This window comes from Flavobacterium aquidurense, assembly GCF_002217195.1.
In the GTDB taxonomy this organism is placed as follows: Bacteria; Bacteroidota; Bacteroidia; order Flavobacteriales; family Flavobacteriaceae; genus Flavobacterium; species Flavobacterium frigidimaris.
In genome coordinates this window covers 22,606-37,253 of sequence record NZ_MUGR01000061.1, presented here as the reverse complement: position 1 = coordinate 37,253, position 14,648 = coordinate 22,606, and the positions used below count along the sequence as shown (strand labels likewise).

13 protein-coding genes are annotated in these 14,648 nt (G+C 33.4%); 7 read left to right on the top strand and 6 right to left on the bottom strand.

Translation table 11 applies throughout. The annotated features are described in order from the left end of the window. The first annotated feature begins 188 nt into the window (after positions 1-188). The 3 genes from B0A67_RS23460 (at position 189) to B0A67_RS23450 (ending at position 4,448) form a co-directional block, all read left to right on the top strand. Positions 189-2,528: an ATP-dependent helicase gene (locus B0A67_RS23460; RefSeq protein ID WP_072963608.1), complete on the top strand. Its 2,340-nt coding sequence runs from the start codon at positions 189-191 to the stop codon at positions 2,526-2,528. A gap of 183 nt (positions 2,529-2,711) precedes the next feature. Further along, a complete protein-coding gene (locus tag B0A67_RS23455; protein WP_047775227.1) occupies positions 2,712-3,332 on the top strand; it encodes an L-threonylcarbamoyladenylate synthase in 621 nt (206 codons plus the stop codon). A 78-nt stretch (positions 3,333-3,410) separates the two neighbouring features. Further along, a complete protein-coding gene (locus B0A67_RS23450) occupies positions 3,411-4,448 on the top strand; it encodes a carboxypeptidase-like regulatory domain-containing protein (RefSeq protein WP_072963577.1) in 1,038 nt (345 codons plus the stop codon). Between the two features lie 227 nt (positions 4,449-4,675). Here the strand turns inward: B0A67_RS23450 and B0A67_RS23445 are convergent, their stop codons facing one another. Genes B0A67_RS23445 through B0A67_RS23435 form a run of 3 tightly spaced genes read right to left on the bottom strand, consistent with a single transcriptional unit; the run spans position 4,676 to position 7,039 of the window. After that, positions 4,676-5,509: an OmpA/MotB family protein gene (locus B0A67_RS23445; protein WP_072963574.1), complete on the bottom strand. Its 834-nt coding sequence runs from the start codon at positions 5,507-5,509 to the stop codon at positions 4,676-4,678. Positions 5,510-5,543: 34 nt separating this feature from the next. Then, positions 5,544-6,563 (bottom strand): glycosyltransferase family 2 protein, encoded by a 1,020-nt coding sequence (locus B0A67_RS23440; protein ID WP_072963571.1) that lies wholly within the window; start codon positions 6,561-6,563, stop codon positions 5,544-5,546. A gap of 29 nt (positions 6,564-6,592) precedes the next feature. Then, complete coding sequence (locus B0A67_RS23435; protein WP_072963567.1) at positions 6,593-7,039, bottom strand: type I restriction enzyme HsdR N-terminal domain-containing protein; 447 nt, start codon at positions 7,037-7,039, stop codon at positions 6,593-6,595. Positions 7,040-7,134: 95 nt separating this feature from the next. On the opposite strand from B0A67_RS23435, the gene holA reads away from it, so the two are divergent. The 3 genes from holA (at position 7,135) to ettA (ending at position 10,121) form a co-directional block, all read left to right on the top strand. Beyond that, entirely contained in the window at positions 7,135-8,139 is a 1,005-nt protein-coding gene (holA, locus tag B0A67_RS23430) for a DNA polymerase III subunit delta (protein ID WP_072963564.1), read from the top strand. Between the two features lie 68 nt (positions 8,140-8,207). After that, the gene (locus B0A67_RS23425; RefSeq protein ID WP_035680915.1) at positions 8,208-8,390 is read left to right on the top strand and encodes a CAL67264 family membrane protein; all 183 of its coding nucleotides are present in this window, start codon (positions 8,208-8,210) and stop codon (positions 8,388-8,390) included. Between the two features lie 36 nt (positions 8,391-8,426). Beyond that, positions 8,427-10,121 (top strand): energy-dependent translational throttle protein EttA, encoded by a 1,695-nt coding sequence (ettA, locus tag B0A67_RS23420; RefSeq protein ID WP_072963561.1) that lies wholly within the window; start codon positions 8,427-8,429, stop codon positions 10,119-10,121. A 237-nt stretch (positions 10,122-10,358) separates the two neighbouring features. On the opposite strand, the gene B0A67_RS23415 is transcribed toward ettA, so the two are convergent. Both B0A67_RS23415 and B0A67_RS23410 read right to left on the bottom strand, forming a co-directional pair. Continuing rightward, positions 10,359-10,772: a thiol-disulfide oxidoreductase DCC family protein gene (locus B0A67_RS23415; RefSeq protein WP_072963558.1), complete on the bottom strand. Its 414-nt coding sequence runs from the start codon at positions 10,770-10,772 to the stop codon at positions 10,359-10,361. 412 nt (positions 10,773-11,184) lie between these two features. After that, positions 11,185-13,350, bottom strand: a complete 2,166-nt coding sequence (locus B0A67_RS23410) for an endonuclease MutS2 (RefSeq protein WP_072963555.1) — start codon at positions 13,348-13,350, stop codon at positions 11,185-11,187. A gap of 110 nt (positions 13,351-13,460) precedes the next feature. On the opposite strand from B0A67_RS23410, the gene ung reads away from it, so the two are divergent. After that, positions 13,461-14,132: a uracil-DNA glycosylase gene (gene ung / locus B0A67_RS23405; RefSeq protein ID WP_072963552.1), complete on the top strand. Its 672-nt coding sequence runs from the start codon at positions 13,461-13,463 to the stop codon at positions 14,130-14,132. A gap of 127 nt (positions 14,133-14,259) precedes the next feature. On the opposite strand, the gene B0A67_RS23400 is transcribed toward ung, so the two are convergent. Continuing rightward, positions 14,260-14,646 carry a DUF4258 domain-containing protein gene (locus B0A67_RS23400; RefSeq protein ID WP_072963549.1) on the bottom strand — a complete coding sequence of 129 codons (387 nt, stop codon included), beginning with the start codon at positions 14,644-14,646 and terminating at the stop codon, positions 14,260-14,262. Between the last annotated feature and the right edge of the window lie 2 nt (positions 14,647-14,648).

Genomic DNA, 14,648 nt, shown 5'->3' with positions numbered 1-14,648 from the left:
TGTCCAGACGGTAGGATAGAGGCGGTATCCTCGTAGTGGAACGGAAAGATATAGCCGAAAGCGGGAACTATGTTTCATGAAAAGCCTATTGTTTTGCTTCAAAAAAAACTTAGCAACTCAGCACCTTAGTACCTTAGGAACTTTCTTTTTAAATTCTTATTTTTGCATCAATTATGGAGAAAAATTTCATGCAAAAATACATTGACCAGCTCAATGAAGCACAGAGACAGCCTGTTTTAAAGAAAGATGGGCCAATGATTATTATTGCTGGTGCAGGTTCAGGAAAAACCCGTGTTTTAACGATTAGAATTGCTTATTTGATGGCACAGGGTGTTGATGCGTTCAATATTTTGTCGCTTACTTTTACCAATAAAGCAGCCCGTGAGATGAAACACAGGATTTCGGATATTGTGGGCGCATCTGAAGCAAAAAACCTTTGGATGGGAACTTTTCACTCGATATTTGCGCGTATTCTTCGTGCAGAATCGGATCATTTAGGATACCCTTCCAATTTTACGATTTATGATTCTCAGGATTCGGCGAGACTGATTTCTTCTATTATTAAAGAAATGCAGCTGGATCGTGATGTCTATAAACCAAAACAGATTTTAGGACGTATATCTAATTATAAAAATAGTTTGATTACAGTAAAAGCCTATTTCAATGATCCGGAATTGGTTGAAGCCGATGCCATGGCGAAAAGACCAAGGTTGGGAGAAATTTATCAGCAATATGTAGAGCGCTGTTTTAAAGCGGGTGCGATGGATTTTGATGATTTGTTGCTGAAAACCAACGAATTACTGACTCGTTTTCCTGAGATTTTAGCGAAGTATCAAAACCGTTTTAGATACATTATGGTTGATGAGTACCAGGATACAAATCACTCTCAATATTTGATTGTAAGGGCTTTGTCTGATAAATTTCAGAATATTTGTGTGGTAGGAGATGATGCGCAGAGTATTTATGCTTTCCGTGGAGCGAATATTAATAATATTTTGAATTTCCAGAAAGATTATGAAGGTGTGATCATGTTTCGTTTAGAGCAAAATTACCGTTCAACAAGAAACATTGTTGAAGCGGCTAATACGGTAATGGAGCATAATAAAACAAAACTGGACAAAGTAGTCTGGACAGCAAATGATTTTGGGCAAAAGATAAAAGTGCATCGCAGTTTGACTGATGCTGAAGAAGGTCGTTTTGTAGCCAGTACGATTTTTGAACAAAAAATGCAAAATCAGCTTCACAATGGTTCTTTTGCAATTTTATATCGTACCAATGCACAATCACGTGCCATGGAGGATGCCTTGAGAAAACGTGATCTTCCGTATCGAATTTATGGTGGATTATCATTTTATCAGCGTAAGGAAATCAAAGATGTTTTGTGTTATTTGCGTTTGGTAATTAATCCAAAAGATGAAGAAGCCCTTGTTCGTGTAATTAATTACCCGGCTCGTGGAATTGGAGATACAACGGTTGAGAAACTGACTATTGCTGCCAATCATTACAAACGTTCGATTTGGGAAGTAATGGTAAATATTGATAAAATCGACCTGAAATTAAACGCAGGAACGAAGAATAAAATCAATGATTTTGTAACGATGATTCAGAGTTTTCAGGTTATCGATCAAAATCAGGATGCTTTTTATATTACTGATTATGTAGCCAAGAAAACCGGATTGGTTCAGGAATTAAAGAAAGATGCCACACCTGAGGGAATGGCTAAAATCCAGAATATCGAAGAACTTCTAAACGGTCTGAAAGATTTTACTGAAGGGCAAAAAGAAATTGATGGCGCAAGAGGAGCTTTATCTGAATTTATGGAAGATGTAGCGCTTGCAACTGATTTAGATAAAGATACTTCTGACGAAGATCGTGTAGCGTTGATGACGATTCACCTGGCAAAAGGACTTGAATTCCCTCATGTTTTCGTCGTAGGTATGGAAGAAGATTTATTTCCAAGTGCTATGAGTATGAGTACAAGAAGCGAATTAGAAGAAGAACGTCGTTTATTTTACGTAGCTTTAACTCGTGCAGAGCATCAGGCCTATTTAACTTATGCGCAATCACGTTACCGTTGGGGAAAATTAACGGATAGTGAACCATCACGTTTTATTGAAGAAATTGATGGGCAATATTTAGAATATTTAACTCCTGCTGAAACTAATTATCGATACAAATCGCCAATTGACGGAGATATTTTTGGAGATGTTGATAAATCGAAATTGCGTTTGGCAAAACCAATTGGATCAACTCCGCCTGTGAAAAATACAGGGAATAATGAGCCTAGGTCAGATTTAAATATTCGTAAACTAAAACCTGTTGCCAGTAATAATCCGAATAGTTCCGCACCAAATTTGTTTGACAATAGTTTAACGATTGGTAATGTTGTAATGCATGAACGTTTTGGAAAAGGTGAAGTGGTAAATTTGGAAGGAGTTGGCGCAGATAAAAAAGCTGAAATAAAATTTGAAGTTGGCGGAATCAAGAAACTATTACTTCGATTTGCGAAATTGGATGTTATTGGGTAAAAGAGAAGAAAGAAAACAGATGCAAGAAAAAAGATTTGAGAAACTTAATTTCATTAAAAATTATCAATTTTTTTAATTGTATTTATTTGCTATACTAATATAGTACTGTCTGCACTGAAAGTTTAAAATGGGTAAAGAATAATCTTTATTCTATAATCTAATATCTTTATTCTAAAAAGAAAAATGGCTGAATTTATAAAAATATATCCTGATAAACCTAGTGAAGCTGCAATTGCCAAAGTGGTAAAAGTGCTTCAGAACGGAGGTTTAGTAATTTATCCAACAGATACCGTATACGGTTTAGGTTGTGACATTACCAATTCACGTGCGTTAGAGAAAATCGCAAAAATAAAAGGAGTTAAGTTGGAGAAAGCCAATTTTTCATTTATTTGCCACGATTTGAGCAACCTTTCAGATTATGTCCGTCAGATTGATACCTCTACATTTAAAATTTTAAAAAGAGCATTACCAGGTCCTTACACGTTCATCTTACCGGGAAATAATAATTTGCCAAAAGAGTTCAAAAAGAAAACAACTGTTGGTATTCGTGTTCCTGATAATAATATTGTTTTAGAAATTGTTCGACAGTTGGGAAATCCTATAGTTTCGACATCTATTCGTGATGAAGATGATGTAATTGAGTACACAACAGATCCCGAATTGATTTTTGAAAAATGGCAAAACCTTGTAGATCTTGTTATTGATGGAGGTTACGGTGACAACGTAGGTTCAACAATTATTGATTTGTCAGAACATGAGCCGGTTATTATTAGAGAAGGAAAAGGAGATATCGATATATTGTAAGGTTTTTTTATCTATTATCTAGGATAATATAAAAAGGTTTGGTTAATTAGCTGGAAATTAACCAAACCTTTTCTTTTTATGAAAAACTTTTATCTGTTCTTATTATTATTTTCTTCTGTCGCCATATTTTCGCAAAATATTCTAAAGGGTAAAATTTCGGGTAAAGATAATATCGCACTCGAAGGTGTAAATGTTTATTTAGACGGAACTACCATTTCTACGATTTCAGATACAAATGGAAATTTTGCTATCAAGTACGAGCCTAATGCGAATAATATTTTGGTGGTAAGTTTCATGGGATATCAAACTGAATACCTTACAGGACTTGATGCCTCAAAACCATTAAATGTTAGCCTGGCAGTTTCTGAAAATGAACTCAAAGAAGTTGTTATCACTAAAAATGAATTGTTTACAAGAGAACAGAAACTAAAATTATTTAGAGAATATTTTTTAGGTAAAACAAATAATGCAAAATTGACTGTTATAAAAAATGAATCAGATCTTCGTTTTAAATACGATAAAGAGAAATTAATTTTTACAGCATCATCAGATAAACCGCTAACTATTGTAAACGAAGCTTTAGGATATAAAATAGATTATGAATTGGTAGTTTTTGAAGTCGCTTTTAATAAATTGAGTATTAGCCCTAAAGATGTTATTAAAAACTTTTATGGTGGAGTAAGTAGATTTGAAGATATCGATAATTCGGTTACTGTTCTCGAGCGCAGGGAAAAAGCATATCAAGGATCTCAAATTCAGTTTTTTAGAAATTTTGCTAAAAGTGATTGGGGAATAAAAAAATTCATATTACTTAATGACGATAATAGTATCGATCCTCTTAAGCGTTTTCGAATTATTAAGGAGGAAGATTTTGTAAAAGTTGAAATTTTGCCACAGCCAAAAGGAGAGGTGAAAAATGAAAACTTAAAAGATATTTTTGCTGCTTACAATATTGCGTTTAATAGAACTGAAGAATCTAAGATTACTTTTCAAACAGATAGTTTTTATATCTATAAGTATGGTAATAACTCTAATATAGAAAGCATACTCTTTTCAGGTAAGATAGCAGAGAAAAAAGTAGCAGATTTGCTACCTCTAAATTACGGTATTAAGTAAATTATCTGACGATTAGAGACATTAAATAGGATCTATTTGTAAAAAAATACTGAAATTGCATAATATTCTAAAATAAATAACTAACTTTAGATTAGTTAAAATTTAGTTAGTTTAAAGATAATGCTATTCTTGATTTATATTTAATTGGTTATTAAAAAAATTAAGGATACATAAAAGCAGGTCAATTGACCTGCTTTTTCTGTTTAATAAAGTATGTAAAACGAAGATTATTTCGCTTGTTTTTTCATTTCTTTTTCAATCATATCATAGAATTGATCGATTTTTGGCATAACAACAATACGAGTTCTTCTGTTACGGGCTCTGTCATCCGGAGTATCATTAGCAACTAATGGTACATAAGAACTTCTACCAGCTGCGATTAATTTAGCAGGGTTAACACCAAGATCATTTGTTAATACACGTACAATAGAAGTAGAACGTTTAACACTTAAATCCCAGTTGTCTAACAAAATTCCGTTGCTTTTGTAAGGAACGCTATCTGTGTGACCTTCAACCATACACTCAAAATCAGGTTTGTCATTTACTACTTTTGCAACTTTAGCTAAAACACCTTTTGCTTTATCAGTTACATCATAGCTACCGCTTTTAAATAATAATTTGTCTGCGATAGAAATAAATACTACACCTTTTTCAACATTGATTTCGATATCCGGATCGTTGATTCCAACAGCACCTTTTAAGCTTGTAACTAAAGCTAACGTTACACTGTCTTTTTTAGTTAATGCATCTTGTAATCTAGATATTTTCAGATCTTTTTCTTTTAAACTTTCTAAAGATTTTTCAAGATTTTCAGCTCCTTTAGTTGTTAAAACTGTTAAGTCTTTAGAAGTGCTTATTAAGTCTTGATTATGTGCTTTGTAGCTTTCAGCCGTAGCAGCTAATCCCGCTTTTTCCTCTAAACAAGCGTTTAGTTTTACAGTGCAGGAGTTTAATAAATCTTGGGTTTCTTTGTTCTTAGCTTCTAATGCTGCGTATTGCTTTTTCGATACACACGAAGTTAAGGCCATTAATACTGATAGTGCGATTACTATTTTTCTCATAGGTATTATATTTAATTAAACGTTGATTACAAATTTAGTTCTTAATATTTTGATTACTGTTAAAGATTTCTTTAAAAACAAGCAATTTCTTTATGTAATACAAGTAAACGATACTTTTCACGGTATAGTATTGTTGTATTTGAAAATCTTTTCGCTTTCGCAGATAGGCCAAAGATATACAGTAAAATGAAAAATGTGCTTTTAGAATTGCGAAAGTATGTTGCAACTTTCCTTGTGTAAGAAAACGGATACCTGCAATTCCGTCTAAAACCATTCTGAAGAAGATTACAAAAAACAATCCTTTTTTAGGTAAATTTTTGACAAGCATCAATAATGAATTCCTGAAATTAAGATACGTCTTTTTAGGATTTTCCTGTTGCAAAGTTGCGCCTCCAACATGATAGACAACCGATCCTGAATTGTATTTGATAATATGTCCTTCGTTTGATGCACGCCAGCATAAATCAATTTCTTCCTGATGTGCAAAAAAGGTTTCATCAAAACCTCCTAACTCGTGATATACTTCACTTCTGATAAAGAAACAAGCTCCTGAAGCCCAAAAGATTTCACAATTATCATTGTATTGTCCATTGTCTTTTTCGATAGTATCAAAAACACGTCCGCGACAAAATGGAAAACCATATTTATCTATGAATCCACCTGCAGCTCCTGCATATTCAAAGTATTCCTTATTTTTATAATCAAGAATTTTAGGCTGAATGATAGCAGTTTGCTTTTCCTGATCAAAATTTTCGATAATTGGATTCAGCCAATTTTCAGTCACTTCAATATCTGAATTTACCAAAGCGTAAATTTCTGCATCAATATGCTGCAAAGCATCATTATACCCCTTGGCGAAACCGTGATTACCGCTGTTCTGAACAATCTTTATAGTTGGAAAATTCTCCTTAACAAAATGTATAGAATCATCTGACGAAGCATTATCAGCAACATATATTTGAGCCCCTTGCGAAAACTGAACAACAGAGGGTAAAAATTGCTCTAACAATTTTACTCCATTCCAATTTAAAATGACAACAGCTATTTTATTCAAAAGTAATTTTATTTATTTTTAATATTATTTTATTCGTTATAATCTGGTAAATTTCGTAAAAACTGATATTTTTCGTTTTCAAAATCCATTTGACAATAAAAATGGCTCAGACCGTTTGTCACATTCAAAAATCGTGCCTGCATTGTCATATTATAACGGGCAATCTGATCAAAAGTTGCCTGAGAAATTTTTACACTGGGAGCTTTACATTCTACCAATATATGTATAGAACCGTCAGAATTAAACACGACCACATCATATCTTTTCCTTAATCCGTTGACAGTTAAAACTTTTTCTACATTGATTAACGATTTAGGGTATTTTTTTTCGTCAATTAAATAATGAACCACAAGCTGACGCACCCATTCCTCTGGAGTAAGAATGATAAATTTTTTCCTGATTTCATCAAAAATAGACACTTTATTTTCGCTATTTTTGAATCGGAAAGTATAAGAAGGAAAATTTAATTGCTGCATAGCGCAAAAATATAAAATAGTTTCAGGTTTCAAATTAAAGTTTTAACTAATTAAAACCGGAATGTGAAATCTCAGACTTGAAATAAGAGTATCGAATGGACGAAGTTGTAAAAATTGTTAATGATATCAAAGCCGGAAATATAAAACCAATTTACTTTTTAATGGGTGAGGAGCCTTATTATATCGATAAATTATCAGAATATATTGAGCAGAACGTACTTTCTGAAGAAGAAAAGGGATTCAATCAAACGGTATTATATGGAAGAGATGTTTCTGTAGAAGATATTGTTTCAACGGCTAAGCGCTATCCTATGATGGCTGATCGTCAGGTGGTTATTGTAAAAGAAGCACAGGATTTATCAAGAACAATTGATAAGATAGAATCGTACGTAAACAACCCTATGGAAACAACGGTTTTGGTTTTTTGCTATAAGTATAAAACGCTTGATAAACGTAAAAAAGTTACCAAATTATTGGCTCAAAAAGGAATTGTGTATGAAAGCAAAAAATTATACGAAAATCAGGTTGGCGATTGGATAAAACGTGTTCTTGCCGGTAAAAAATATACAATCGATCCAAAGGCAAACGCTATGCTGGTTGAGTTTTTAGGTACAGATTTGAGTAAAATTAATAATGAACTCGAAAAATTACAAATTATTCTGCCACAAGGAACCGTAATTACACCACAGCATATTGAGGAAAATATTGGTTTTAGTAAAGATTATAATGTATTCGAACTTCGAAAAGCAATTGGAGAACGTAATCAATTGAAAGCATATAAAATAGCCGAGAATTTTGCTCATAACCCTAAAGAATATCCAATAGTAATGACAACAGGTTTGGTTTTTGGTTTTTTTATTCAGCTTTTAAAATACCATGGGCTCAAAGACAAAAATCCAAAAAATGTAGCGGCTGTTATTGGAGTGAATCCTTATTTTTTAAAAGAATATGATTTAGCCATAAAAAATTACCCAATGCGAAAAGTGAGTCAGATTGTAGGAGCTTTACGTGACGTCGATGTAAAAAGTAAAGGTGTAGGAGCCAATGCTTTGTCACAGGGAGATTTATTAAAAGAAATGCTGTACAAAATATTTAATTAAGCCGTGAAAATTCACGATATTTGCATCTCTGAAAAAAATACTACTTTTAAAATAATAATTACACAATTATGGGAATGAATAAAAATACCGTTTTAGGATGGGCTACTTTTATAATGGTACTTATGGGATTGTTACTTATAGGTCTTGGCGCTTTTAGATACAGAGATGTCTCTGGCTGGGGATTTGTGGCAGTTGGTGTTGGTTTTTTTGCTAATGCCTGGGTTTTTAATGCTTTAAAAGGTAGAGTTTAAATAGAAAATAATAATAAAAATTAAAAATTAATAGGCATGTCAGACGATAAGAAAGTAATTTTCTCGATGTCAAAATTGAGTAAAACCTACTCAAGCAGCGACAAACAAGTATTAAAGAATATTTATTTAAGCTTTTTTTACGGAGCTAAAATTGGTATTTTAGGTTTAAATGGTTCTGGTAAATCTTCACTTTTAAAGATTATTGCGGGAGTTGATAAAAATTATCAGGGAGATGTAGTTTTTGCCCCGGGTTATACCGTTGGTTATTTAGAGCAAGAGCCACAATTAGATGATGATAAGACCGTTATCGAAATCGTTCGTGAAGGAGTTGCTGAAACTATGGCAGTTCTGGAAGAATATAATAAAATAAATGATTTATTTGGCCTTCCGGAGAATTACGAAGACGCAGATAAAATGGATAAATTGATGGACCGTCAGGCTGCCTTGCAAGATAAAATCGATGCATTGGGAGCGTGGGAAATCGATACAAAATTAGAAATCGCAATGGATGCTTTGCGTACGCCGGATGGAGATACGCCAATCAAAAATCTTTCAGGAGGAGAGCGTCGTCGTGTAGCTTTATGTCGTTTGTTATTGCAACAGCCTGATGTATTGTTACTTGATGAGCCTACCAACCACTTAGATGCTGAATCGGTACTATGGTTAGAGCAGCATTTAGCACAATACGCCGGAACTGTTATTGCTGTAACGCATGATAGATACTTCCTGGATAATGTTGCGGGTTGGATTCTTGAGTTAGATAGAGGAGAAGGTATTCCTTGGAAAGGAAATTATTCTTCCTGGTTAGATCAAAAATCAAGCAGAATGGCACTTGAAGAAAAAGTGGCTTCAAAACGTCGTAAAAACTTAGAGCGTGAGCTTGACTGGGTTCGTCAGGGAGCTAAAGGCCGTCAGACAAAACAAAAAGCGCGTTTACAGAATTACGACAAATTATTAAACGAAGATCAAAAACAACTGGATGAAAATCTGGAAATCTATATCCCGAACGGTCCACGTTTAGGAACAAATGTTATTGAGGCAAAAAATGTAGCCAAAGCTTTTGGAGATAAATTATTGTATGATAATTTAAATTTCACTTTGCCACAAGCCGGAATTGTTGGAGTTATCGGGCCAAACGGTGCCGGTAAATCTACTATTTTCAGAATGATCATGGGCGAGCAAGAACCGGATAGTGGTGAGTTTTCTATTGGTGAAACAGTAAAAATCGCTTACGTAGATCAGTCGCACTCTAATATTGATCCTAATAAATCGATCTGGGAAAATTTCGCAGATGGTCAGGAACTAATCATGATGGGCGGACGTCAGGTGAACTCTCGTGCTTATTTAAGCCGTTTTAACTTTGGCGGAAGCGATCAAAACAAAAAAGTTTCAATGTTATCTGGAGGTGAACGTAACCGTTTGCACCTGGCAATGACTTTGAAAGAAGAAGGAAACGTACTTTTATTAGATGAGCCTACGAATGATTTAGATGTAAATACACTTCGTGCACTTGAAGAAGGTTTAGAGAATTTCGCGGGTTGTGCAGTAGTTATTTCTCACGACAGATGGTTCTTAGACAGAATTTGTACACACATCTTAGCTTTCGAAGGAGATTCTGAAGTATATTATTTTGAAGGTGGTTTCTCTGAATACGAAGAAAACAAAAAGAAACGTTTAGGAGGAGATTTGACTCCGAAACGTCTGAAATACAAAAAATTAATCAGAAACTAATTCGTGATTTAAAAACTAAAAGGCCTCAAGTTCATCTGAATTTGAGGCCTTTTTTTATTGTATTTTTTAAAAGCTATTTCCTGCTATTCACTTCAATATTTTTGGTTTTAAAGAAAACCCAAAAAGGATTTCCGTTTCTATCAGGGCTAAGTATCAGTTTTTAGAAGAAATTCTATTTTTCGAAGTTTGCCCAGTCAAGCAAAGTCCAAGTCTTGTAATAAGATCGGTAAATAATCTTTACAGAAATTTTGCCTTCAATTCCGGAGTTGGAATCATACAGCTTTCTTTTTTATCATACCATTTATAACGATTTTTAGCAATGTAATCATAAATGTAATTTCTGAATTTTTCAGGGAAAATTTTGAAAATAAAAAGCAAACTGTAAAATCCACCCAAATCTTCAGCAATTTCTAGAACTGCTGAAGATTTGTAATAATAAGCAACACCGGGATTGTATAAAATAATGCTATCAATTTTAGCCTGATCAACACCGATATATTTACAAATCTCAATTCCCAATTCCGACTGCAAAGCAACAAACCTAAAAATATCTTTTTTATCATGTTTGATAATAAACTGAACAGCACCATTGCATAAATTGCAAACGCCATCAAAGAGAATTATTTTTTTATTTTTCGGAAGGTCTTGCATTTGAGAAAAATTCAGGTTTCAGGTTTTAAGTTTTTTTTTCAAGCTTTTATTAAAGTTTAAAATTTCGACAAAGCTTGCAAGTAGTTTGTCATTCTGAGAAACGAAGAAACTTAACAATAAATTCAATATAGTCTTTCTTAAACTTTACGGAGTTACTTGCGAAGATTCGTCGTTCATCGGAATGGCACAAAAAAAGTATATTTTTAAATATTGATTTTGGCTATCAAAAATAAAAAACCGATAAATTTAATAAATCAAAAACAGCTTTCATAAATTATTTTTAAGCTATTTTTTAGAAATAGTCATCTTCCTAATCGTCTTTCTTGAAATCTTTGTTCAAATCGCTTTATTTTAATTTTTCATAAAATTTAAGCTTTTTTATAACTGAAAACTGCGACTAAAAACTAAAAAATTATTTCTTAGCTGCTTCAACTAATTCCAATTCATCCAAACTTACTTTTGAAGTAAAGATGCCGTAATTTACAGTGGCTTTATTTTTTTCGATCGAATCGATACTTCCAACAGATCTTCCGTCAAGCATTCTTACTCTGTCACCAACTTTCAAAATTGGTTTGGGTTTTTCGATAACAGGTTTAAGTTTCTTTTCTTTTTTCTCTTTTCGAATTTCTTCCACCTGAACTGAAACTTCTGCAATCACTTCTTTTTTCTTTTCCGTTATAGCTTTGGCTTCTTTTGGCGTTGCTTTTTTGCGTTTTGAATTTTCAATTTCTATGATTTTCAAAAACTCACCAATAAGTTCTTTTTTGTTTTTATTGTTGAAATACTTCTCCGAGATATCTTCTATTTTCTGACCAATGTAAATTGTTTTCTGATTACTGTCATATAATTCCTGATAGCTTTCCAGTTTTTGTTTGATTTTTACATTGATGTTTTCCATCTTTTTGCTTTCTTCACGCGCTCTGGTTTCTTCTTCTTTCAGATTGATCGAAGTTTTTTCTAATTTAGAGCGTTCCTTTTGAAGTGTCGCAATCGTTTTATCAAAACGAACTTTACCAACTTCGATTTTCTTTTTGGCACGATTGATTAATCCAAACGGAATACCATTTTTTAGGGCAACTTCAAAAGTAAACGAACTACCAGCTTGACCTAAAGCAAGTTTGTACATAGGTTCAAGCGATTTTTCATCAAACATCATATTCGCATTTGTTGCAAAAGGCAATTCATTAGCCAGAATTTTCAAATTTGAATAGTGTGTTGTAATAATCCCGAACGCTTCACGGTGATAAAATTCTTCCAGGAAAATTTCGGCCAGGGCACCACCCAATTCGGGATCAGAACCGGTACCAAATTCATCAATCAAAAACATGGTTTTCTTATTACACTTTTTTAGGAAATAATTCATGTTTTTCAATCGATAACTATAAGTACTTAGATGGTTTTCAATAGATTGATTGTCTCCAATATCGGTTAATATTCTATCAAATAAAAATGTTTCACTTCGTTCATGAACAGGAATCAACATTCCTGATTGTAACATCAGCTGTAATAAACCAACTGTTTTAAGCGAAATCGTCTTTCCACCCGCATTTGGGCCAGAAATCACAATGATTCGGTTATCTTGTTTTAATTCAATAGTTTGCGGATGGGTAATTTCATTTTTTTGTTTATTGTTCAAGTACAAAATAGGATGATATGCTTCTCTGAAGAATAATCTGCGTTCTTCTGTAATTGCAGGTAAGATTCCATTAATCCTGTTCGCGTATTTTGCCTTTCCGGAAACGACATCAATGTCACTTAAAAATTCCTGATACTCAATTAGAATGGGCAGGAAGGGGCGAATAGCATTGGATAATTGCTTTAATATTCGGGTAATTTCTTCTGTTTCCTCGTATTCAAGATTGGCTAGTTCTCTCGAATATTGCAATGTAGTTTCAGGTTCAATGTAAGCTATACTTCCGGTTTTGGAACTGCCTAAAATAGAGCCTTTTACTTTACGGCGATACATCGCGAGAACAGCTAAAACCCTGCGGTTTTGCACAAAGCTTTCTTTGATATCGTCTAAATAGCCAAGGCTGTTGTACTGGGTTAATGCAACTCCAAAACTTTGATTCACTTTGCCGCGTATGATATTCATATTCTGGCGAATACTCAATAACGCAGGCGAAGCATTATCTTTGATTTCTCCGTATTTATCTACGATAGCCTCAATTAAAGTCACAATATCTTTGGTGTATTCGACTCTTGAAGCTCTTGCGTTTAAGTTTGGATAATAATCGTCGAACTTTTTAAGGAAATTCAATAAGAAGTTTGCTGTCGACGAAAGCGTCGCTATTTTTCTAAAACTTCCCACTTCAAGAAAACTATCTTCAATCGCCAGAAATTTAATTTCGTGCGTTATGGCGTCAAATCCATGATTTGGAATAGCATTATTGTTTTCAAAAGACGAAACATATTCAGATGTCTGCATTAAAGCCTGCATCAAAGTTTCCTTATCTCTGAAAGGAGTTATTTTTAAAGCTTTTTCTTTTCCTATATCGGTATTACAGCCCGCCGAAATGGTTTCGAGTACTGTTGGGAATTGTAAATCTTGTAATGTTTTTTCGGTAATAGATATCATTTATATCGTAAGTTGTAAAGGTTCAAAGTTACAAAGTTTTAGAACGAAATGATACTATTAATTAGTACTTTGAAAAAAACTTTGCGTAATTTGTAATAAAATTTATTTAAATGAAAATTAATCTTTCTCCTGAATGGCAAACCGTTTTAGCGGATGAATTAGAAAAACCTTATTTTAAAGATTTGCTTTTGTCATTAGAAGACGAGTGTAGCAATCATATTTGTTATCCGCCAATAGATTTGATTTTTTCGGCGTTCAATCATTGTTCATTCAATGATGTAAAAGTTGTTGTTATTGGTCAGGATCCTTATCATGGAGAGGGAGAAGCAAATGGATTAAGCTTTTCTGTTAATGACAATGTAAAGATTCCGCCTTCACTGCGTAATATTTTCAAGGAAATAAATGCAGATTTCGACTCGATTTTTATGCCAACTTCTGGTAATCTTGAGAAATGGGCAGATCAGGGCGTGCTGCTTTTAAATGCTTCGTTAACAGTTCGAAAAGATACTGCTAATAGTCATAAACATCTAAAATGGAATTTATTTACTGATGCGGTTATTCAGGCTATTTCTGATAAAAAAGAAAATGTTGTGTTCTTGTTATGGGGAAGTTTTGCTCAGAAAAAGGGTCAAAAAATTGATCGTTTGAAACATTATGTTCTGGAATCCGGGCATCCGTCTCCGATGAGTGCAAATCAGGGGAAATGGTTTGGAAATAAACATTTTAGCAAGACGAATGAATTTTTAAAATCCAAAGGAATTAAAGAAATCGAATGGTTTTAATTTTTAAAATCTTGTCTTTCGATTTAAGAAGAAATCACACGCGTAACCATATTTAGCAATAAAATTTGCCGAATTTCGTGTGTGATTTCTCGTTCGTCGAAATGACAAATCTGACTTTATAATATGTCTACTCTTTGGTTTCTTTCTTTACAATCTCTTCTAAAACGGCTTTGTTTTCGTAATTAACAACCTTTAAAATAATTTCCTGGTTCTTAATTGTTTTTCCCTCTATAATATACAGTTTTCCTTTTTTGAAAGGAACATTACTCTGATCAAAATCAACATCTCCAAATTTTAGAGTGTTTTTCACATCCGCTGTATCCACCCATTTTTCATTTAAAGTCTGAACTGCTTTTTCAGAATATTGAAAAGGTTTTGTGCGCAAAGTATTTAAAACCCGGGCATTCGGAAAATAGTTGCAACGAGTGTCTTTTCCACTAAAAACAAGGGCTACAAAAAAGCATCCCATAACCAGACCAACTAAATAATAAGCGAAACGATGTGCGAACTTCATGA

Excerpts from the sequence above, each read along its gene's own strand:
- B0A67_RS23425 (WP_035680915.1), top strand. The coding sequence starts at position 8,208 with ATGGGAATGAATAAAAATACCGTTTTAGGATGGGCTACTTTTATAATG.
- B0A67_RS23445 (WP_072963574.1), bottom strand. The coding sequence starts at position 5,509 with ATGAGAAAAATAGTAATCGCACTATCAGTATTAATGGCCTTAACTTCG.
- B0A67_RS23455 (WP_047775227.1), top strand. The coding sequence starts at position 2,712 with ATGGCTGAATTTATAAAAATATATCCTGATAAACCTAGTGAAGCTGCA.
- ettA (WP_072963561.1), top strand. The coding sequence starts at position 8,427 with ATGTCAGACGATAAGAAAGTAATTTTCTCGATGTCAAAATTGAGTAAA.
- B0A67_RS23435 (WP_072963567.1), bottom strand. The coding sequence starts at position 7,039 with ATGCAGCAATTAAATTTTCCTTCTTATACTTTCCGATTCAAAAATAGC.
- ung (WP_072963552.1), top strand. The coding sequence starts at position 13,461 with ATGAAAATTAATCTTTCTCCTGAATGGCAAACCGTTTTAGCGGATGAA.
- B0A67_RS23415 (WP_072963558.1), bottom strand. The coding sequence starts at position 10,772 with ATGCAAGACCTTCCGAAAAATAAAAAAATAATTCTCTTTGATGGCGTT.
- B0A67_RS23410 (WP_072963555.1), bottom strand. The coding sequence starts at position 13,350 with ATGATATCTATTACCGAAAAAACATTACAAGATTTACAATTCCCAACA.
- B0A67_RS23450 (WP_072963577.1), top strand. The coding sequence starts at position 3,411 with ATGAAAAACTTTTATCTGTTCTTATTATTATTTTCTTCTGTCGCCATA.
- holA (WP_072963564.1), top strand. The coding sequence starts at position 7,135 with ATGGACGAAGTTGTAAAAATTGTTAATGATATCAAAGCCGGAAATATA.
- B0A67_RS23400 (WP_072963549.1), bottom strand. The coding sequence starts at position 14,646 with ATGAAGTTCGCACATCGTTTCGCTTATTATTTAGTTGGTCTGGTTATG.
- B0A67_RS23460 (WP_072963608.1), top strand. The coding sequence starts at position 189 with ATGCAAAAATACATTGACCAGCTCAATGAAGCACAGAGACAGCCTGTT.